Annotated in this window: 17 protein-coding genes; 7 read left to right on the plus strand and 10 right to left on the minus strand. The window is 70.5% G+C overall.

The genetic code is table 11. The features are described 5' to 3' along the window. Nucleotides 1–12 precede the first annotated feature (12 nt). Nucleotides 13–480, plus strand: a complete 468-nt coding sequence (locus NDAS_RS28905) for an immunity protein YezG family protein (protein ID WP_013153694.1) — start codon at nucleotides 13–15, stop codon at nucleotides 478–480. Between the two features lie 42 nt (nucleotides 481–522). Further along, nucleotides 523–2,034, plus strand: coding sequence for a DUF6177 family protein (locus NDAS_RS13200; RefSeq protein ID WP_013153695.1), 1,512 nt, complete (start codon nucleotides 523–525; stop codon nucleotides 2,032–2,034). Between the two features lie 69 nt (nucleotides 2,035–2,103). On the opposite strand, the gene NDAS_RS13205 is transcribed toward NDAS_RS13200, so the two are convergent. Next, a complete protein-coding gene (locus NDAS_RS13205) occupies nucleotides 2,104–2,814 on the minus strand; it encodes a DUF5710 domain-containing protein (RefSeq protein WP_013153696.1) in 711 nt (236 codons plus the stop codon). Between the two features lie 523 nt (nucleotides 2,815–3,337). Between NDAS_RS13205 and NDAS_RS13210 the strand changes: the two genes are divergently transcribed. The 4 genes from NDAS_RS13210 to NDAS_RS13225 all read left to right on the plus strand — a co-directional run bounded on the left by NDAS_RS13210 (nucleotide 3,338) and on the right by NDAS_RS13225 (nucleotide 7,469). Next, the gene (locus NDAS_RS13210; protein ID WP_041552754.1) at nucleotides 3,338–3,607 is read left to right on the plus strand and encodes a hypothetical protein; all 270 of its coding nucleotides are present in this window, start codon (nucleotides 3,338–3,340) and stop codon (nucleotides 3,605–3,607) included. Beyond that, nucleotides 3,600–4,208 (plus strand): DUF6879 family protein, encoded by a 609-nt coding sequence (locus NDAS_RS13215; RefSeq protein WP_013153698.1) that lies wholly within the window; start codon nucleotides 3,600–3,602, stop codon nucleotides 4,206–4,208. The genes NDAS_RS13210 and NDAS_RS13215 overlap by 8 nt, the downstream gene beginning before the upstream one ends. Before the next feature lie 64 nt (nucleotides 4,209–4,272). Next, nucleotides 4,273–6,639, plus strand: coding sequence for an ATP-binding protein (locus tag NDAS_RS13220; protein WP_013153699.1), 2,367 nt, complete (start codon nucleotides 4,273–4,275; stop codon nucleotides 6,637–6,639). Nucleotides 6,640–6,905: 266 nt separating this feature from the next. After that, complete coding sequence (locus NDAS_RS13225) at nucleotides 6,906–7,469, plus strand: hemerythrin domain-containing protein (protein ID WP_013153700.1); 564 nt, start codon at nucleotides 6,906–6,908, stop codon at nucleotides 7,467–7,469. 66 nt (nucleotides 7,470–7,535) lie between these two features. On the opposite strand, the gene NDAS_RS13230 is transcribed toward NDAS_RS13225, so the two are convergent. The 6 genes from NDAS_RS13230 to NDAS_RS13255 form a co-directional block, all read right to left on the minus strand. Next, entirely contained in the window at nucleotides 7,536–10,682 is a 3,147-nt protein-coding gene (locus NDAS_RS13230; RefSeq protein ID WP_013153701.1) for a HelD family protein, read from the minus strand. A 409-nt stretch (nucleotides 10,683–11,091) separates the two neighbouring features. Next, nucleotides 11,092–11,901 (minus strand): hypothetical protein, encoded by an 810-nt coding sequence (locus tag NDAS_RS13235; RefSeq protein ID WP_013153702.1) that lies wholly within the window; start codon nucleotides 11,899–11,901, stop codon nucleotides 11,092–11,094. A gap of 8 nt (nucleotides 11,902–11,909) precedes the next feature. Further along, nucleotides 11,910–13,925, minus strand: coding sequence for a hypothetical protein (locus NDAS_RS13240; RefSeq protein WP_013153703.1), 2,016 nt, complete (start codon nucleotides 13,923–13,925; stop codon nucleotides 11,910–11,912). Beyond that, the gene (locus NDAS_RS13245; protein WP_013153704.1) at nucleotides 13,915–14,763 is read right to left on the minus strand and encodes a hypothetical protein; all 849 of its coding nucleotides are present in this window, start codon (nucleotides 14,761–14,763) and stop codon (nucleotides 13,915–13,917) included. The genes NDAS_RS13240 and NDAS_RS13245 overlap by 11 nt, the downstream gene beginning before the upstream one ends. Before the next feature lie 114 nt (nucleotides 14,764–14,877). After that, complete coding sequence (locus NDAS_RS13250; RefSeq protein ID WP_013153705.1) at nucleotides 14,878–15,588, minus strand: Crp/Fnr family transcriptional regulator; 711 nt, start codon at nucleotides 15,586–15,588, stop codon at nucleotides 14,878–14,880. Nucleotides 15,589–15,706: 118 nt separating this feature from the next. Continuing rightward, nucleotides 15,707–16,117, minus strand: coding sequence for a hypothetical protein (locus tag NDAS_RS13255; RefSeq protein ID WP_013153706.1), 411 nt, complete (start codon nucleotides 16,115–16,117; stop codon nucleotides 15,707–15,709). Nucleotides 16,118–16,732: 615 nt separating this feature from the next. On the opposite strand from NDAS_RS13255, the gene NDAS_RS13260 reads away from it, so the two are divergent. Continuing rightward, on the plus strand, nucleotides 16,733–17,701 hold the full coding sequence (locus NDAS_RS13260) for a hypothetical protein (protein WP_041552755.1): 969 nt from the start codon (nucleotides 16,733–16,735) through the stop codon (nucleotides 17,699–17,701). Here the strand turns inward: NDAS_RS13260 and NDAS_RS13265 are convergent. The 3 genes from NDAS_RS13265 to NDAS_RS13275 form a co-directional block, all read right to left on the minus strand. After that, on the minus strand, nucleotides 17,650–18,270 hold the full coding sequence (locus tag NDAS_RS13265; RefSeq protein WP_013153708.1) for a hypothetical protein: 621 nt from the start codon (nucleotides 18,268–18,270) through the stop codon (nucleotides 17,650–17,652). The genes NDAS_RS13260 and NDAS_RS13265 overlap by 52 nt on opposite strands. A 214-nt stretch (nucleotides 18,271–18,484) precedes the next feature. After that, nucleotides 18,485–19,498 (minus strand): SEC-C metal-binding domain-containing protein, encoded by a 1,014-nt coding sequence (locus tag NDAS_RS13270; protein WP_013153709.1) that lies wholly within the window; start codon nucleotides 19,496–19,498, stop codon nucleotides 18,485–18,487. A gap of 67 nt (nucleotides 19,499–19,565) precedes the next feature. Continuing rightward, nucleotides 19,566–20,273, minus strand: a complete 708-nt coding sequence (locus NDAS_RS13275; protein ID WP_013153710.1) for an MgtC/SapB family protein — start codon at nucleotides 20,271–20,273, stop codon at nucleotides 19,566–19,568. Between the last annotated feature and the right edge of the window lie 263 nt (nucleotides 20,274–20,536).

Raw genomic sequence — 20,536 nt, forward strand, 5'->3', positions numbered from 1 at the left:
GAGAAAAATAAATTGGTAAGCAAGTTCTTCAAAAGAGGGCACCTGGACCACGCCCAACAGCAGAAGATCCTCAAGGAGGCTGGAACAGAAATCCTCAAAGAAGCCCCCGAAGGTTGGGAAAGGATCACCTACTCCAGAGAATCAGTGATCGACCACTCAAGTAGCTTGTCCATCATCGAACTCGCAAGCGGAGAAAGTGTTCGAAAGTGGCCGCCTGTTACAGTGGGAACCCTGTTCGACGACCTCCGCGCCGGGATGTACAAGGAAGGCAAGGGAACCTGGTTCTCCCTTGAGTACGTCATCACCCGCCCAGGTAAGTTCAAGGTCCGCTACAACTACGACGAGGACCCCCATATCCTCTTCCCAACGGCCTGGGGCTTCACCAACGACCTGAAGTACTTCCCTCGCGACGAGGAACACATCCCCGACTGGCTCCGCGAGAAACTGCGCGAGGAAGCCGAGGGCAGAGCCACCGGGTAGGACTATCCACGCCCCGCATCCGTTCTTCAAGGAGCTTTTCCCGTGAGCCGCACCCTGGTCGCCCTCCTGGAGCACCCCCCGGGCATCCCTGGGCTGACGCACGCCCTTGCCGCGGCGGGGCCGTCACTGCGCGTGCGCCTGGCCGCCGACGGCGCGCTCGTCCAGCTACGCGACGAAGCGGGACATCTGGTCGCGGCGGTGCACGCCGCTCAGCGGCTCGCGGTGTCGGCCGAGGCCGAACGGCTCCTGGACACCGCGCTCCCCGACACCCTCCCCGCGCAGCCCTGGTGGGTGGATGCCCGTACCACCGAGGCGGGTCTGGCCGAACCGACCACCCGGCAGGCGATGCGCCGCTTCGCCGACACCCTGGTCGAGTGGTACGGCGGGCTGGTGTGGCAGCCGGAGCAACACCTGCCGCGGTTCGACGGGCTGCCCGTCCGGGACACCGGGCATCCGGTGGTCGCCGCGCTCACCGAGGAGGCCGCCGTGGTGGTCGAGGACCGGCCCGTCGTTCCGGTCTCGGTGTGGCTGGCCGACGCCCTGGCCGTGCACGCGCGCCAAGGCCGCGCCCTTCAGCTGGTCACGCCTCCGGGTTCGCGCCTCACCGAACCGCTGGCGACCCTGCTGACCGCGCCCTTGGCCCGCTGGGCGGTAGCCGACGGCAATGGGTTCCGCGACGGATTCTCCGGCCGCCCGCTGCACTGGGACGAGCGCTACGGTCTGACCGCCGACCCGCCCAGCACCCCGGTGGCCGACTCCCCGCTGCGAACCGAACCGGCCCCGGAGGAGACCGACCACCAACTCCAGGTCACCCTCAAGGCCGACCACCCGGCCGATCCGAACCTGGTCCTGGGCCAGACGGTGGAGCTGCTCACCGAGGCCCTGGCCGGGGCCGCTCCCTCCCTGTTCGGTCCCACCGAACCCGCCACCCTGGCCTGGGACACCGACGCCCTCACGGGTCTGTGCCGGAACCGGTCTCCCCGTCCCTCGTCGCTGGTGTTCGCCGGACCGCCCCCTTCGGTGCGTCCCAAGGGCGTACGCGCCTTCTGCGGCACTCTGCGGGTGCGCAGGACTCGGGAGGGCGTCCGTGAGACCGTCACACTCACGGTGAGCCACCCACCGGGGGACGAACCGGATCTGTCCTCCCTGGTACCGACCGTGCGGGAGCTGACCGAGTGGGGCGTACTGCACGTGATGGAGGTGCGCCGCCGCCGAGGCCGCGCGGACCTGGCCCGGGGCCCCTACCGGGCGGGCGGGCTGACACCGGTGGGCCTGGCCCTGGGGGTGGAGACCGTCGCTTCCCTGGGAGTCGACCGCGCCCTGGACGCACCCGTGCGCGCCGTCCCGGTCGGTCCGCCGATGACTCCGGCCGTCTGGTACGACCTCACCGGTGGCGGTGACCACGACGGCGGGGGCTGGGCTGGCTTCGGCGCACTCCTGGCCCATGTGAACCCCGACAGGGACGCCGGACAACAGTCACCGGGACAGGGCGAGGAAGCGGACACGGACACCGTCCCGGTGGTCAGCTTCCGGATGCCCGCGACCGCTGATTGACGCAGACGCCCACCCTCGGGGGTTCGCCCTCGTTACTCGTATCCAGCGCTTACCCGGCCCCGACAGGCGTCACCACGGTGGCCCTTGACGCTGGAGTCGGGCCCGGGCCTCCTCCGCACGGCGCAGTGCGTCGGGCGGAGGCTGGACGGTGACCCCCACCCCCGTCAGCATGCTCAGATCCAGTTCCCACACCACCTGTGAGCGGCGTTCCCAGAGTGCGAACGCCTCCTGGACATGGCGCTGGGCCGCCCCGGCGGAAGCACCTGTCACCTCGATCAGGTGCGCCATCGCCTGGTCGGCGATCCCCTTCACCTGTGCGAGGCCGAAGTGGGTGACGGTGTGGCAGGGTGTGCAGACACAGATCAGGCGGCGCAGCGTCTGAGTCCTGGACCGCTCGTCGAAGACCCACCTCTCGTGAACCTCCAGCCAGCGCTGCGCCTCACGGTCGGTGGTCGCCCCGCAGATCTCGCACACCAGCCCCGCACGGTCCACCACCATGCGGCGCAACCGCTCCCAGTCCTGCTGCGACACGCACGAGCGCACGTTCGTGAACCAGCAGGTGGTGGGAACCAGGTCGACGAACAGTCCCGAGCCGAGTGAGCGGTCCTCCCCTGGCAACAGGACGGGAACGTCTGGGCGAGCCGACCAGCGCTCCAACCCGGCGATACCCGGCCGGGGCGCGTACCACCGGCGTGCGCCGGGATCCCAACGCGCTCCCTCCGCCTTCGCCAGGTCCTTCTCCACGTACGGGACGTCGAGCCAGATCCGCTCGGCAGGCACCGCTCTCCTCACACCGCTGGGGGTTCATGGTGATCGAGCAGGAACTCTAGCGATGCGCACGGGTGGGAGTCAGCACCACCGGGTGACCGGAAACGGCCACCCACAAGGCCTTTCAGCACTGGCGGAGGGCGGTATCCGCTCTACGGCACCGGCCCGGCCTCACGCCACCACACACGTACACGTGGCCTGCCCGGGCCCGGGGGAATTCAGGGGCAAAAGGCCCCTTGTCTCCCTACCTCACCATGGCCGGATGCGGACAAAACACATTCCATCTCAGCAAAATTTATGAAACATCCCGACCTCCACACCACAAGGCAAAACATCACCCTTGGCACCACACATCCCACGACCTGCCCTTCAGTCGACACAGCACGGTGAGACCGTTTCAAGAAAAACACGGGCAACACAGCAAGGAGATGTGGTCTTGTCCGTGGGCGATACAACCGTCACCCAGAAAATATGTTCCTCCGTGTTATTTTCGTTGGACGCACCCACCCCCGAACGGTGCATGGAAGGACTCGACATGCCACACCCCTGGGAGGCGGACCCCAGCACGGACATGGTGCGCAGACTGGGCAGGTCTCCGGAGGAACTGGACACCACCAACCACGTCAAGGGGTGCCCCGACATCTGGGAACTCTCCAATGGTGACATCGCGGTGATCGGCCGTGACCTGACCCGGAGCTACGCCCATCGGCTCCCCGAAGGAGCGTCGATCGCCGCCAACGAACGGCTCGTCGTCATCCCTCGGATCACGCTGATCTCGGCGAAGGCGGACATTCCCGATGCTTGACACCATCGCCGCCCTTCCCGGTGACCGCCTCACTCTCGACGAGTACTCCGAGGACTTCGACGTCCGTTTCGGCTCACTCCGGAACACCGACGTCTGGAAGCTCGAACGGCAGCAGGAGTTCGACCAACCGGAGGAGGAGAGTTGGCTGGCGTTCGCCGATGGCAGGAGGGATGAGGCCCTGCGCATGATGGAGGAGGAACGCGCTTCCCTACGCACGGAATTCGACCGTCTCGCCGGACTGGGGTGCCGAATCCGCAGGGTACGAGTCGTGGAGAAGCCGATCCCCCTCTACCTTCTCTGGGAACTGCACTCCCTGCGGATCCGCGCCCAGTGCGGCGAGGACATCCGTGTCATCTCCGCCAAGCCGGTCGCACCGTTCGAACGGGAGCGTCCGGTCCCGGAGCTCCTCACCCTCGGCGACGCCGCGACCTACAGGATCCGCTACGACGACAGGGGGATTCTCGACGGAGCCGTCAGGTACACCGACCCGGACGTCACCGCACGGTGCCGTTCCGAGATCGCGGCCCTGCACAAGACCGCCGAGGCTATGGAGGAGTTCTTCATCCGCGAGGTGGGTGGGGCGGAAGTCGCCTGTGTCTGACGGCAGGCGGCACCGAACGGACGAAACGCCGGGCGATGGAGCGAACGACGATGTCCGGTCACGTATGTCCGACGTCTCCGGCCGTGCGGTGCAGGCGCGGGACGTCCGGGGCGGCGTTCACTTCCACGGGCACGAGCCCGCTCCCTCCCGTGCTCCGGTGCCCCGGCAGCTCCCCGCGGACGTGCGCGGGTTCGTCAACCGCGTCGGTGAACTGGCGGTGCTCAGCACACACCTGCACCGCACCGGCGAGGAAGCGCACGGGTACGCGGAGTCCACGCTCCACGTCATCGCCGGTACGGCCGGGGTGGGCAAGACGGCTCTGGCCCTGCACTGGGCGCACCTGGCCCGGGAGCACTTTCCCGACGGACAGCTCTACGTTGACCTGCACGGTTACGGTCCCGGGCTCCCCATAGCCCCGGAACAGGTGCTCGACAGGTTCCTACGGGCGTTCGGGGTGTCGGCTGACTCGATACCCGCCGACCTCGACAGTCGGTCCGCCCTCTACCGTTCCCTCCTGGCGGACCGGCGTGTCCTGGTCCTCCTCGACAACGCGTCGACCACCGCGCAGGTGCGCCCCCTGCTTCCCGGCTCCTCGGGCTGCGTGGTCCTGGTCACCAGCAGGGACCGACTGTCCGGCCTGGTCGCCAGGAACGGAGCGCGGCGTCTGACCGTGCACACCCTGGCTTCCGACGAGGCTGTGGAACTCCTGGAGCACGTCACCGGCCACCATCGGCCCAAGGACGACCCACGGGAGGTGACCGAGTTGGCCCGGCTGTGCGGGCGGCTCCCCCTTGCCCTGCGCATCGCCGCCGAGCGTGCGGCCAGCCGTCCGTACATGCCGCTGGACGACCTCATCCAGGACCTGCGCGACGAGTCGGCTCTCTGGGACGCGCTGGCCACCGACGACGCGGAGGAGGCCGACGCGGTCCGCTCCGTCTTCGCCTGGTCCTACCGGGCTCTGCCCGAGGAGGCCGCGCGTCTGTTCCGGCTGCTCGGCCTGCATCCCGGCCAGGACTTCGACGCGGGCGCCGCGGCGGTCCTGGCCGAGCTCCCGGTCCGCCGTGTCCGGCGCACCCTGGACGCCCTCGTGGGCGCCCACCTTCTGGAGCAGACCGGCACCGACCGCTACCGCTTCCACGACCTGCTCCGCTCCTACGCCACCGACCAGGTACGCCACGAAGAGGAGGGGGAGGCCCGAGAGCGTGCGCTGCGACGACTCCTGACCTGGTACCTGTGTGTGGCGGACGCCGCGGCCGCAGCCGTGGGCTCCCACCTGAGGCACATCGGACCGCCCGAGGAGGAGGCCGGGGAACTCCGTGAGTTCGCGGACAGCGCGGAGGCGGTCAGGTGGTTCGAGCTGGAGAACAGGAACCTGACCGCCGCCGTCGAGACGGCCGTCCCCGCGGGCATGGACAGCATCGCATGGCGGCTCGCCTCCGCCCTGAGGCATTTCCACACCTTCCACTCCTTCGACTCCACATGGCTCACGACCGCCCGCCTCGGGCTGAAGGCGGCACGGCGGGAGGGCCGTACCTCGACCGAGGCGGACCTGGAGGAGAGCCTGGGTATGGCTTGTGTACAGGCCAACCGCCCCGAGGAGGGCCTGGTCCACCACCAGCGTGCGCTCGGACTGAGGCGGGACGCGGACGACGGGTTCGGTGTCGCCATGTCGCTGAACGCCATCGGTTTGGCCCGCCTTCGCACACACGGGCTCGGTGAGGCCCGTGAGCACTTCGAGCGCTCCCTCGAACTGGTGGGGCGTGCCGGTGAGCGCCTGTGGGAGGGGATCGTCCTCGGCAACCTCGCCCAGTGCGTGCTCGAACTGGGTGAACCGGAGGAGGCCACGGTCCTGGGTGAACGGGCCATCGGCATCCACCGGGAGACCGGCGACCGGATGAGCGAGTTCGCCTGCCTGGCCTCTCTGAGCGCGGCCTGGCGGGAGTTGGGCCGCACCGACCGCGGACTGTCCTGTGTGCGGCGGGCACTGGAGGTCGCCCGCGAACTCGACGACGTCGTCCTGGAGGGGTTCGCGTATCTAGAGCTCGGCAGGGACCAAGCTCGGCTCGGGGACTTGGAAGAGGCCCTGCTCTCGTTCCATGAGGCGGCGGGCCTGCACCGCCGAACGGCCGACCACGTGCGCGAGGCCGAAGCCTTCGAGGGGGTGGGCGGGGTGTACACGGCTCTCGAACGCCACGAGGAGGCTGCGAAGTTCTACCGGCAGGCGGTCAGCACGTACCGCAGGTACCGGGACCGGTGGAAGCTGGCGGTCTGTCTGGACCGGCTGGCCTCCGCGCTGGCCGCCTCCGGGGAGGCCGAGACGGCCAGGGGGCACTGGCGCGAGGCACTGCAGGCCCTGGAGGGGTTCGCCGACCCCAGGGCCGCGCGCCTGCGCGAGGAGGTCGCCGCCCGGGTGCGGGGCACGGACTCCTGACACCGGGCGTCCGCTCCGCACTGGTCACACGCCCCGATCCAGGCGCCCTGTACCGCCGCCTCCTCGTGTTCACGCACAACATGACGTGCCCCGCCCGGGGAGGGAACCCCACCCATCAGCCCAATGCGCCACCGCGGCGCCTGCGTTGGGACATCGGCACCGCAGCCATCCGGTGGAACGCGACGAGCCACGACTGCCGTGTTAGGAAGGACCCGTCACGGGCAGTGTTCATCGACACCGGCATCCGTGATTTCAGGGGGAGAGACATGGCCGCGGAAACCCAGAAACCCGACCTCATCGAGGTCATCATCTCCGACCACCGCCAGGTCGAGCGGATATTCACAGAGCTGGAGGGTCCGCTTTCGCCCGAGGCGCGCAAACAGCTCACAGAACACGTGATCACCGAGCTGGTACGGCATTCGGTCGCCGAGGAGCAGCACATGTACCCGGCGGCGCGCCGGGTGCTGGACGACGGCGACCGGATCGCCGACCACGAGCTCCAGGAGCACGCCGAGGCCGAGCAGGTGATGAAGGACCTGGAGGGACTGGACGCCGACGACCCCGAGTTCCAGAGGCTGCTGAACACGCTGATCTCGGACATCCGCCACCACGTCGAGGAGGAGGAGAAGGACCTGCTGCCGCGCCTGCGCGCCGCGTGCACGCCGGAGGAGCTGCGGGAACTGGGCGCCAAGGTGGTCAAGGCCAAGGAGGCGGCGCCCACGCGCCCCCACCCCGGCGCGCCCGACACCCCGCCCGCCAACAGGATCCTGGACCCGGGCGCGGGGCTCATCGACCGGATGCGCGACGCGCTCTCGAACCGCAACTCCTGAACGCCCGCCGCACGGCCCCGTTCTCGGCACGGGAACGGGGCCGTCGTGTGGGTGCGGCGTGTGGGCTCAGGCCCGGTCGGCGTGCGTGCGCTCCCCGGCGATCAGGGCCGCGTTCTCGCCGCGCCACGTGTCCGCCTCCCGCCAGATCACCGACACCCCCAGGGCGCCGAGCAGCGCCGGGGCCGACCAGTCCTCCTCAGGAGGAGCGGGGAGGACGAGGCACACCCGGTCGGCTTCCGCTCCCCGGGCCCAGCGCGCCTCCAGCAACTCCAGGGCCTCGCGGCGCAGCCTTTCGTAACCCGTGTCCTCCTCGGGCAGAACGCGGTACAGCACGGACAGGCCGGAGAGATGGCAGAGTACGTCGCCGTTCTCTTGGTCGTCCGGTCGGCTCCCCGCCCGGTACAGGTCGGCGATGAGGCTGTGGCGCAGGAAGCCGTACACGCTCTGGTCCCGGGCCTCCTCCCGCTGTGCGGTTCCGGCCAGGAAGAGGCGCAGGTGCTCGGCCGCGGTGGGGTCCTGGGGCCCGGGCTGCGGCGGAACCGGTGGTGTGGGCGCGCTCATCGGCTGCTCCTCGATCCGCTCGGTCGCGGTGTCACGGTGCCTTGTGGTGGTGTCGTTGTGCCTTGTGCGCTGGGAGATCCGGGAGTCGATCCCCGCCCTGTGCTGGGCCCAGCTGCGTTCGGCGTGCACGGTCTGGTAGTCGACCACCGACGCGGCGGACCGGTCCAGGACCAACCGGTAGCCGTCGCGCTCCAGGTGCCAGTACCCGTCCGTGCGCCGGGCCTGTCGGCCCTCGGTCAGGAAGTCGCCGAGCATGGCCCGGATCTCGACCTCGGCCTCCCTGGCCGTGGCCCTGTGGCGGACCGCGAAGCGGGCGCGCGCCGCGGCGCTGACGGTGATCGTGGCAGCCCGCACGGAGGGCTCCAACCGGGCTCCGGTGTCCAGCCCGGCGGGCGAACCCAGCACGGTCTGCTGGCCCTCCGGGCGCCGGGCCCGCCTGGTGCGGTAACCGCCGCATCCGGGCTGCCGGCACCAGCCGTCCGGGGAACTCGTGCGGTTGCGGCACCGCTGACCGTCGGCGTGGTGGCGGGTGCAGGTTCTCTCGTGGTCTGTCACGGGGGCGAACGGGTCGACGAGGGTGTCGGGCAGAGATCCGGTGTGCAGGACGGTCAGGGTCTGGGTGCACCGGGTCAGAGCGACGTAGAGCCGTCCGTGGCCTCCGGGGCCGGCGTCGGAGATCTGGCGCGGCTCCACCAGGATGACGTGGTCGAACTCCAGGCCGCTGACGTCGGAGGCCGCCAGGGCTCGGACGGTGCCCTCGGCGGGTGCGGGGCCGGTCGCCAAGGCGTCCGTGATCGACTTCAGGTGCGGGGAGGCGTCGTCGGCGATGACCGCCACGGAGCGCTCGCCTCCCTTGGCCAGCAGTTCGGTCGCGCGCTCACGGACACCATCGATCAGGTCCTCGGGGGCGAGACGGGCCATGGTCAGCTCCCCGTCCCGGGGCTCGCGGAGCGTTTCGGGGAAGGTGGTCAGTTCGGAGGCGGCCACGGCGGCGGGGACGGCCGTGTGCATCACCTGGCTGGGGATGCGGTATCCGAGGGTGAGTTCCTGTAGTTCCCAGCCGTCGGGCAGTTCCAGGTGGTCGGTCAGGGCCGCCCAGTCGGTGTGGCTGTGCGTGCCCGTGGACTGGGCGAGGTCGCCCAGGATGGTGAGGGAACCGCTCGGGCAGCGGCGGGCCAGGGCACGCAGCTGCATGGGGGTGAGGTTCTGTGCCTCGTCCACCACGATGTGCCGGTAGCGGTCGGGGGTGTCTCCGGTGAGGAGGATCCGCAGTTCCTCCAGACAGAGCAGGTCGGCGCTGGTCCAGGACTCCTGCCCGGTCTGGGCGGCCGTGAGCCGGTACAGGGCGGACTGCTCCTCGGCGGTGAGGACGCCCTCGGAGGCCTGTCCCAGGACCTGGGCGTCGCCGAGCAGCCTGCGGTAGAGGCGGTTCTCGGAGATCCGGGGCCAGGTGGCGTTGACGGGTCCGGCCAGGGAGGACGTGATGCGACGGCGCAGCGCCTGTCCCTGGCGGCGGTGCCGGTAGGAGACCTGGTCGAGCATGCGGTCCACGAGCAGGTCGGTGAAGCGCTGGCGGCGGGTGTTGAGGGGTGCGTCCGACTCCAGCACCTCGTCGAAGATCCGCTCGATGTCGGCCTCGGCCACGGCCAAGGGGCTCTCGTCGACCCGGATTCTGAGCTGATCGCCGTCGAGGAACTTCGACCAGGCCCCCGCGCGTACCGTCTGGCGGACCGCCTGGCGCAGGACCCCGGCCATCCGGGCATCGGACTTGATCCGGTGCTGCTCGGCGGTGTCGTGGCCTCCGCTTCGCCCCGGGCACAGGTCGTCGACGCGCAGTGAGGTCACGCCGCGTGTGCCCAGTGAGGGCAGCACCTCGCTGACGTAGTCGAGGAAGTACTGGCTGGGGCCGACGACGAGGATCTGGCCCGGGGTGAAGTGGTCGTTGTCCAGCAGCCAGGTGACACGGTGCAGGCCGATCGCGGTCTTGCCGGTCCCCGGACCGCCCTGGACCACCAGCGCCCCGGGCCGGTCGTGGCAGACCAGGTCGAGCTGGTCGCGGTGGATCGTCTCGACGATGTCGCGCATGAGACCGTCGCGGGAGCGGTCCAGTTCCCGGAGGAGGAACGGGTCCTGTGCCGTGCCCGCCTCCTGCTCCTTCCGGGCCCGGATAGCGACCGCCACCTGGGCCGGGGAAGCCTGCTCCGAGGAAGGCTCGTCGGCCTTGCGGACGAGTTCGTCGTGGTAGTCCACCACGCGTTCGCCGTGGCAGCGCAGGCGTCGGCGAAGCGTCACGGCGCCCTTCTCGGTTCCCCGCTCACGGCGCCAGCGGACCGCCGCCGGGCTGGACCACTTGACGACGAAGACGTTCCCGTCCTCATCCCGGACACTTCTGCGGCCCACGTAGAAGGTCTCGTCGCCGCTCTCCTCCTGAAGATCCACACGTTGGACGACGAGCTGCTGTCCGCCGAGTTCGTACTGCGCGACCCAGCGTGCGTACTCCTCGTGCTGGGCCACGCTGTCCTTGGCGCTGGCGGCGGCGTCGGCGGTGGCCAGCCGTGTGGTCTGGCCGCGCTGCCGTTCCAGACATCGGTGGGCCCGATCCACAGCGGTCTGTTCCTGCTCGATGATCCGTTGGCGGGCGTTGCTCCCCATCGTTTCGCCTCCCTCACGGAGAAAGGTGCGGTGGGCGGCGCCACGGGGGGCGTTGGCGTCACCCTGGTCGGACCAGTCACGGAACAGTCGGCTGCAGAGCCGGGGGCTCACGTTCGGAACTCGATCCGGCTGCCGGGGCTGTGTGCACTCACAGAAACCGTAGGTTCATGACAGCATAGATCTTCCTGTGAATATAGCCAACCATAATGACGAAGAAGTTTTTCGGCTCTGGTGACCGTGTGTGGCCGCACCATTGAGGCGCCCGTTCCCCCGCCCTCGCCTCGACCGCGACCTTCCGGGCAGCGGCACAGGGACGGGACGGAGCAACCAGGCCTGAGGAAGCCACGACAGCCCGCACACGGCGGGCCACGGACGCCCATGTCAGCGCCCATGGCCCACCTGTCTGGAGTCAGTCCTGCGGCCACCTGTTCCGAAGGCGTTCAACCAGGTCGCGGCGCTCGAAACCTTCCAGGAGGGCGGCCAACTTCTCCAGAACCGGAGCGACCTCCCACTCCTCCAACCCGGACAGGAAGGCGTCCAGGACCGGGTCCTCGGAGGAACCGGTACCGTCCGACCGGCCTTCCGGGAACCGGAACTCCGCCTCGGGTGTGTACTCCTGCCGAGGGGACAGCAGGTCGAGCGCGGCGCCGGCCTGGGCGATCTCGTTCCAGCGCTCCTGGTGCTGCTCGAACCACCACACGCGCGCGGTGAGCGGATCGTGCAGCACCTCCTCCAGCAGTTCCCGGACCCGGCGCATGCGCACCTGGTGCTCCTCGCGGGCCACCTCGGCGCGGTGCCACACCAGCTGGCGCTGGCGTTCGAGGGCGAGGTCCTCCTCGTGCGCGGTGAGGGCCACGCTGACGCCGAGGTCGTGCACGGCCGACACGCCGAAGGTGCCTCCCCCGGTCAGCACGCAGGCGACCTCCGCCTGTGCGCGGCCGTGGTCGCCGAGCGGGAAGTCGGCGCTGCGCCGGGCGGCCTCGCGTATCAGGGCGCTCTGGAGCAGTGCCCGGCCACGGGCGTGTTCGCTGTCCTCGGCCCGGTACCAGACCACCGTGAGATCGAAGGCGGCGTCGAACCACAGACCCTGGCTGCTGGTGGGCAGACGCGCGGTGAAGACGAGCTGTTCCTGCACGACCTCGTGGGTGTCCGGGCGCCTCCTGTCCGGCGGAGGGCCGAACAGGGCGTGGATCAGCGATGTGAACAGTTCTCGGAGCATGGCTCTCCTCAGGACGGGTCGAGGGCGCGGCGCAGTTCCTCCACCGCGGGCGAGGTACGGGTGTGCGCGCAGGACCAGCGGCGGGCGCAGCGGCGGAGCGTGTCGGCGAAGCCCGGGTCCCCGGCCGCCGCGCCCAGCAGCGAGGCGGGGACGGGCCCGTCCGCCCGGCGCTGGTCGGCCATGGCGCCGAGCCAGGCCCACAGCACGGCGTCGGGGCGGACGTCAGACAGGTGGAGGGCGCACCAGGCGGCCGAGACCGGCGCGGGCTCCAACGCGCCCCGTCGCAGTGCGGACAGGACCGGCGAGCCCTTGGGTCCTTCGACCTCCAACAGGCGCAGCAGCAGACAGGCGGCCAGGGTGGAGCGCCTGCCGCCGCCGTCCACCCAGCGAGGCAGCGCGTCCAGCACCACCGCGAGGTTGCCCGGTTCGGCCGCGATGTCCGCCAGGGCGCACAGGAGGTCCCCCTCCCAGGAAGCCTCGGCCCTGTTCGCGAGGTGGCGCAGCCGGGTGAGCGCCGTCTTCGGCTGGATCTTCCCGTAGATCCGGCACACCTCCAGCACCATCCGGTCGCGCGGCGTCGGCCTGCGCGAGGAGGCGATGCGGTAGAGCCGGTGACGGATCCAGGAGCCCAGTTCGCGGGTGACGGCCGCCTCGGCGATCGCGGGGACTGCGGCCGGTTGCAGGGCGGGCGAAGCGCTCCAGCGGTCCAGCAGCGTCTCCAGCGGGGCCGGGTCGCGGTACCGGCGGGCCAGGGCCAGCCAGCGGCGGGCGACGTCGATCCGCTCTCCCCGGGAGAGCAGGGGCGCCGTCTCCCAGGCCCACTCCTGGAAGGAGGCCCGTGCGTCGGGGTGCTCGCGCCACAGGTGGTCCAGGGCGTCTTCACCGTGGCCGGGTCGGTGGAAGCGGACCCGGTCCCCCGTGACGTGGGCGCCGATCCCTCCCAGGTACTCGGTGAAGCCGCTGCCCGAGATGGGAGTGGGGCGCATCGGGGACACCCCCCACCGCTCCGCCAGCCCGTGGGCGTGGCGGACCACAGTGTCCGAGGACGTGCCCTCCAGCAGTGCCACGGCCTGGGTGAGGACCCGGGTGAACTCGTTCTCCCCGTCACCCGCGGACCAGCCGGGCAGCGTGTCCGCGGTGTCGGCGAACTCCTTGAGCGCGCGCTCGATCCAGGCTGTGTGGTCCTCCTCGGCTAGGGGAGCGTACGGAGGGCTGGTGCGCTGCACGTCCTCGGCGAGCCGGACCGCGCGGGCTGGTCCGACACCGGACAGCGCCGCCTCCACACGCCGGTCGGCGGCCCAGCGGCGGGCCCGGTCCGCACCGTACAGACGGACCAGGGACTGGCGGAAGACGTCCACGGCGCGTGCCGGGGCGTCGATGCGCAGTCGTGCCCGGCAGGCGGCGAGTTCCTGTTCCCAGGTGTCGGAACGGCAGATGACGACGAGGAGGGCGCCGGAGGCGCGGACCTTCTCGACGAAGGCCCTGACCGCGGCACGCTGGGACGCACTGGGCTCGCGCAGGTCGCTCAGGTCCATGAAGCGCGGGCGTTCGGAGGACAGGGTGATGTCCGCCAGGCCGGCGTCGTCGACGTCGAGGTCGGCGATCACCTCATCCACGGGTTCGTGCGGGCACAGGGTGGCCAGCGCGTGGATCGCGGTGGTCGTCCGGCCCCTGCCGGGTTCGCCGGTGACCAGTCCCATCCGGTGCCGCGCCAGTTCCTCGGTGAACGCGGTGTACTTCCGGGCGTCGCTGGGGCAGAAGGCGGCCAGGATGTCCTTGGTCCGGTCCGGTCCCAGTTCGGCGGCGTGGCGGAGTCTGCGGGTCGCGGCCTCGCCGAGGAACTCGCGGTACTCGTGGTAGTGGACGCCTCCGATGATGCTGTCGGCGCTGACCACCTGACCCCGGTTGTCCCGGACCGTGTTGCCCGCGAGTACCCGGAGCTGATCGCCGACGAGCGCTTCGGCCGGGTTCTCGTCTTCGATCTCGTCGAAGGCGTCCGCGTCCCAGGGCTCTTCAGGAGGCATCGGAGGCACCCCCGAAGCTCACACCGCCGTTGACCGTTCCGGCCTGGACGACCTGGCCGCGGTCGTTGTGGCCGACGCTGTTGCCCGTGGTGGGGGCGGTCCCGCCCGGCGCTGCGGGGCTCGGCCCAGCCGGGCGACGGTCCCGTTCGGGCGCGGGGACCTCTTCGGGTTCGGCGTGCGCGCCGGGGCCCCTGGAGGGGGTGGGCACGAACAGGTAGCCCTCGGCCTGGAAGTCCTTGGAGGGGACGGAGGCGTGCACGGGCCGCCAGCGGCTGGCGCGGACGGGGGCGAAACCGCCGAGCACCACGTCCTCGTAGACGCGGCGGGAGACGATGGTGGCCAGCAGGGTGGTGTCGGGGTCGGATGCCTCCAGTTCGCGCCGGACGGGCTCGGAGTCCAGCAGCCGGTGGGTGCTGATCATCGCCTCGCCCATGGCGTCGATGCCGCTGCCGTCGCCGGTGTCGGGCAGGGGGCCGACGTCGATGCTGGCGCGCAGCCGCATGCGCAGGTTGCGGTCGAGGGCGGCCAGGTAGGGCTGGATCCGCTCCAGAGCCTTCTGCAACTCCTCCAGGAAGGGGCTGATGAGGTAGGGCAGGTGTTCGGGCTCGGCCCCCATGACGTAGCCGTCGCCGCTGTGGCGGGGAAAGCGGGCGTCCTTCCAGACGGGGAGCATGTCGGCGTGGGTGAACGCCTCCTCCAGCACCTGCGGTATCAACCGGCCGATGGACTGCTGGTGGCGGGCGCTGCTGGCGCTGAACTTCTCCATGTCCACCGCCAGCACGGCGCGGTAGGGAGGGAGGGGCTCGCTCTTGCCGATGCGGGACAGGTCGATCTCCACCGGGGACTCCTGGGGGTGCGGGGGCCTTCTCTCGGGCCGGACGGGACCACACTCCCCGGCGCACGCGTCCCGTGGTGTTCAGTTCTGAACACAGGAGACGTGGAGTGTCCGCCGTCACACCGGTTCGTCTCCGGCCGCCAGGGCCTCCAGCGCCTCCAGGTCGAGGATGGCCACGTACTGCCGTCCGGTGCGGATGACGCCCCGCTCCCGGAGGGAGGTGTAGGCGTGGTGGAGGGAGGTACGCGACATGCCCGCGAATCCGGCGATCTCGCTCTGGGCCAGAGGGACCCCCAACAGGCATCCGCGCGTGACCGGCGCGCCGTCCTCGGACACGGGTGCGGGGAGGGGCTCGCCCATCACCGAGGCGAGATGGAGCAGGGCGGCGGGCAGCCTGCGGTCGGCGGGAAGGGAGGCCTGCTGCACCCTGAGTCGGTCGCCCTCGTCCTGACGCATGAGGGCGCTGTGCCACAGCGCGCTTCCCAGATCGAGTTCGTCCACGACCCTGCGGAAGCGGTCCGCGGGGAGGAAGGCGGTCGTGCTCGGGCACAGGGCCGTGACCGTGGCGTTCCTGGGGCGCTCGGCCCCGGCGAGGACGGACTCCCCCAGCATCTCCCCGCGGGTGCGGAAGGCCAGGGGGACGCAGGAGCCGTCGGCCCTGATGGAGACCACCTTGGCGCGGCCGTTCAGCATGAGGTGCACCCCTCCGCCGACCTCGCCCTGCCGCAGGAGCGCCTCCCCCCGGGCGAACCTCCGCGTCATCGCCGACGCGGTCAACCGCTCCCACTGTTCGTCGGTGACCAGTTCTCCGAAGCCGTGCCTGTCCACGCTCGCGACTCTCCTCTTCCCGGGGCTGTGACCGGCAGGGCGATTCTCACCGGTCGTGTCCGCCCGGGCACGGTGGTGGCCGGGTCCGGCCACCACCGGCAAGGGAAGGGTCCGATGCTCAGGCGACGGCCACGGCGACGGCGAGCTGGGCGACCGCGGCGACCCCGGACACGATCGTGGCGGCGGAGACGACGGCGGGAAGGGCCCTCTTCCAGCTGGCGAAGACCTTGGCTCGGAGCTCTCCCCAACCGCCCGTGCGCACCATGAGTTTCACCGTCTGCCACCGGTGCTGCTCGATGTGGCACCCCGGCAGCAGCCCCGGTGAGTTGTTGCGGCACCGCGTCTTCTCGCCCCGGTTCCAGGCACCGCACGGCAACGGCATCTGGAAGAAGACGTAGAGGACCGAGACCGCGGAGGCGACCGCGATCCACATCGGCCCCACTTCAGGCAGAAACCATCCGAAAAGTGCGAAAAGGATGACCGCCACACCCCAGTAGCGCCAGGGGTCGCGCGTTTTCTTCTTGGCCATACCGACAATCCTTGACCGGCCGCACCGACACCATCAAGAGGCGCATATCCCAGAAATTGGCCGACACAGGACGCGGACACGGCGCGTGAAACAAAAGAGAAGAGGGAAAGACATGACGACATATCGGTACATTATTTCCCAATATGACAATCCTGAATTTTCGTCTATGTGTTGGTGTGCCATCCCTGCCCCACCCCCTCGGCGACCCTGCCCGAGGAGCGGACCGGCAGTCCCGGCATGTGCTCGGGCCGCAGCTCCGGTTTCCACCACACGAACACCTCACGAAAAACACCGGCCACAGCGCACACACGCCCCGTGGCCTCAACCGGCCATGTGGGATTCGGCGAACAGGTACCGGGCAGAAACCCCGCGAACGCCGACGCGTAACCACGAGGTGAAGCGGTGCCCCGTTCCCCCGGGCCGTCCCCGTCCGCCAGCCACGCCCCGTCCGATCCCCTCGCCGCCGTACGCGACCGCGTCCTGCTGCATGTCAAGGGCACCGCCAGCGCGCCGTTGGACAGGGTTTCCGTCGAATCCGCAGGTGTTGTCTTCTCCGGAAAGAACGCGCAAGACAAGGCGAAGGAATTCGTCACGGAAAAGGGCCCTGGCTGCCCCGTGGTCCTGGACCCCTCGGCGTACGAGGACTTCCACGCGACCCCCGAGGAACCCTTCACGCTCGAACGGCAGCTCCGCGTCGACACACGGCGGACGGGCGTCGGAGCGACCCTCGAACACCTGGCGTCGAACCCCGTCGACCTGGTCCTGTCCCCCACCCGGTACCTACGGTGTGACGACGCGGGAGGACGGGCGCTGGACGAGGCCGTCAGGCAGATCAACGAGGCGGGCGTGTGGGGCGTGGTCTTCTCGGTACCCGTCGACGCGCGGTGGCTCACCGACCGCCGAGAGCACCTGGTCGCCTCCCTGCGACGTGCGCGTGCGCCCAAGGCGCTGATCCTCGGGGACAGGGGGAACCCGGTGGGATCGGGGGCCAGGGCGAGGGCGTTGCGGGAGGTCCTCCGCGCCTGTCCGGAGACCGCACTGCTCAGAACCGATCTGGCCGCACTGGACGCGATGGCGCACGGGGCGGCGTTCGCCTCCATCGGGGACACCGCTTCGGTCCGTCACGCGGTCCCTCCGGGGAAGCAGGGCGGCGGGCCGGGGTCGAAGTCCAGTCCCGACGTCATCATGCCCGCCCTGATGGGCTACTTCCACGGTTCCACCCTCGCCGAACGGCTGCGGGACTCCCGGAGGTGCGACTGTCTGCCCTGCGTCGAATGGGGCGAGGCACGCGACAACGGTGAGGTGGGCAGGCCCCTCACCGACTTCCAGGACACCTCCGACACGGGAGGGGCCCACGCCCACAACATGGCGCTCTGGTCCCGGTGGTGGAGGGAACTGCGCTCCGAGCACTCCTACGACGACATGAGGGCGCGGTGGCGGGGAATGTGTCAACGGGCCCATCTCGAATACGAGTGGCACAACAGAGCGATCTCCCCCAGGCAGGACACATTCAGGGCCTCGGACGCGTTGCGCTATTGGGCGGGAGCCGGGGACGAGGGCTCTCCTTCCTCCGCTGCCCGGTGAACGCGCTCGGCGAGGCGCCAGTGGAGCGCCGCGGCGGATTCGGGAACCCCGGTGCGGGGCCTCACCAGAACCCTCACCCCGCCGCCGCCGTGCTCAGCGAGTCCCACCCCGTAGTAGTCCGCCTCCCAGCACGCCCGCTGTCGGTCCTCACCGAGCGGTGGGCACACGACCGTGCGGGGTGCGACGGGGCCGAGCGCACAGGCCCGGTCGAGCGCGTCGAGCCACCCCTTCCCCTGAATGACGAGCAGGTCCAGCCGGACGGGGGCGTCCGCGATCCGGCGAACCCGCCGGTTCCTTCGTGAGCGCGTCCACGCGGGAAGCGCGGGGAGGATGCGTCGCTCGCGTTCGGTCAGTGCGTCGACCGGCACCCACTCCCCCAGGGGAAGCGCCTGAAGGACCTGGTAGAGCCCCAGGCGCGGGCCGAGCACCCTGCCGCCCGCACGCAGCCTGCCCTGTTCCTCGACGGGGCGGTACACGGCCGTGACCGCACTGCCGCCCACGCACAGGTCCACGGTCCGCACGTCCACGGAGCCGACGAGCGTACGAACGTGGTGAGACCGGAGTTCCATCCCACCGATGGTGGCAGAGAACCCGTGCCCTGTCCGTGGTTCTCCACAGGCGTGGTCGTGGGGCACAGCGGGGGCGCGTGCCGATCAGCCGCCGAAGCGGCCGGACCGTGACGATCCGAGAGGCAGCGTGTGCCACCGCGGGTCCGCGCCACCGCTGGCAAGGATCACCGCCAACCGGGCCGAGGGTCGGTATCGGCGTCGAAGGCGGCGCGGGTCACCGGTTGGACGGTGACCCGCAGCACTTCTTGTACTTGCGCCCCGAAGCGCACCAGCAGGGCTCGTTGCGGCCGGGCGGCCACGAGCGCAGCCTCGGGTCGTCCGCGGTGAGCTCCCGCTCCGCCCAGATCAGGGCGGTGTCGTCGTCCGCCGGGTCCAGGCCGGAGCGTTCGGCGAACTCGACGATGTCCTCCACCCCGTGCAGCACCACGCCCCGCCGCGCCCCGGGGTGTTCGCGGTCGCGCTCGCGCAGGCTCCGTTCGGCGGCGCGGTAGTAGGCGTCGGCGCCGTGCTCGGCGGTCTCCCCGCTGAGCAGCCCCCGCTCGCGGGCCCCGTCGAAGGCCGCACGGGAGTAGAGAGCCTCCACCTCACGGACCGGGTCGCCCTTCTCCAGCCGGTCCTCCTCGTAGGGCAGTTCCAGCGCGTCCTCCGCCTGCCGCTGGGCCACGACCAGGGCCACCTCGTCGTGGCCGTCGCGCGGCAGGCCCAGCTTCATCCGCGCCAGCAGGCGGTTGACGAGCGGGGACAGGGAGAGGTCGTCCTCCTCCGCGAGTTCCTCCGGTGGCTCGGCGAGCAGGTGTCGGGCGGCGATGTTGAAGCAGAGCAGCGCCTCGTCCCAGCGCTCCAGCTCCCGCATGTACTCACCGAGCAGGTCGGCGGGCCCCTGGCCCAGGCGGCCGGGGCGCAGCAGCTCGGAGGTGATCCGCTCCGCCTCGGCCGTGTCCCGAGGGTCCTGGCCCTTCCGCAGGAGGTCCGCCAGCTCGACGGAGGCGTACTGGCCGTCCTCCGGGGTGGGAGGGTGCTCGCGCACGGTCTCCAGCAGGCGGCGGGCCCGGGTGGCACGTCCCGCACGGCGCAGTTCCGCGGCGGAGCCCATGAGGACCCCGCCGGTGTCGTCGGGGTGGGCGGCCAGGTCGTCCAGGAGTCGGCTGGGCAGGTCCAGTTCCCGGAGCGCGGCCGTCAGGGGCGTGTCATCACCGGCCGTGGCGGTGGAGGAGGCGTGCTCGTTCATGTCCACCAGGCTAGGAGCAGCCGCAACGGCGGGCGGTCCGTTCACCGCAACCGGGAGGCCGAGGCGCTCACTCGGCGTCCTCGTCCAGCTGCTGCCAGCGCACGGACGAGACCTCCGGCTCCAGGCTGAGCCTCCTGACCAGCTGCTCCACGGCTTCGTCCTGGTGTCCGCCGGCGAAGATGTCGGCGTACACGGACACCAGCTCCTCGTCCTCCTCCAGGTGGCGGCAGTCCAGGGAGCGCAGTGTGAACTCGGTTTCGGACAGCGCCTGGAGCAGCAGGGCCCGTATGTGGGGGTCCTGGGCGTTCGTGCACACGATCCGGATCCGGTAGACGGTCTCGTCGTCCTTGGAGTTGACGGGCGAACTCTTCTGCAGCCGCCGGGCCACCGGGCGCAGCAGGACGTTGGCGGCCACCACCGCCACCGCGCCCATCGCCGCGACCAGGTAGACGCCGCTTCCGGCCAGGACGCCCACGGCGGCGGCGCACCAGATCGTCGCGGCCGTGTTGATGCCGCGGATGTTGATGCCGTCGCGCAGGATGACGCCCGCGCCGAGGAAGCCGATGCCCGACACCACCTGGGCGGCGATACGCGTGGGGCTGACCTCGTCGACGGAGTAGGCGGCCAGCAGGACGAACAGCGCCGACCCCACGGCGACGAGCGCGTTGGTGCGAAGGCCCGCCATGCGCGCCCGCCACTGGCGTTCGACGCCGACCAGCGCGCCCAGTCCGAACGCGCAGCCGAGCCGGAGCGCGGCCTCCCACCATTCCAGCATCCGCCCGCTCCTCCACAGGTCGCCCGTCCGGTCCGCTTCGAAGGGGCCCGCGGTGCCGGAACGCCGATACGTTCGCGACATCGCACCCGTCCCACCGGATACTGGACACGGCTACCCGGTCCTCCCCCGCGTACACCCGTTTTGCTGTGAATCCGCCCAACCACCGCGATCTCCCAGTCCAGAAGCTCGCGAACAGGGTTTTCACGCGACGCGTGTGTATAGTCGTGACCGGTCTGCTGTCGTCCCGAACGGGTGGGGGAAGC

The organism is Nocardiopsis dassonvillei subsp. dassonvillei DSM 43111, from assembly GCF_000092985.1.
Taxonomy (GTDB): Bacteria; Actinomycetota; Actinomycetes; order Streptosporangiales; family Streptosporangiaceae; genus Nocardiopsis; species Nocardiopsis dassonvillei.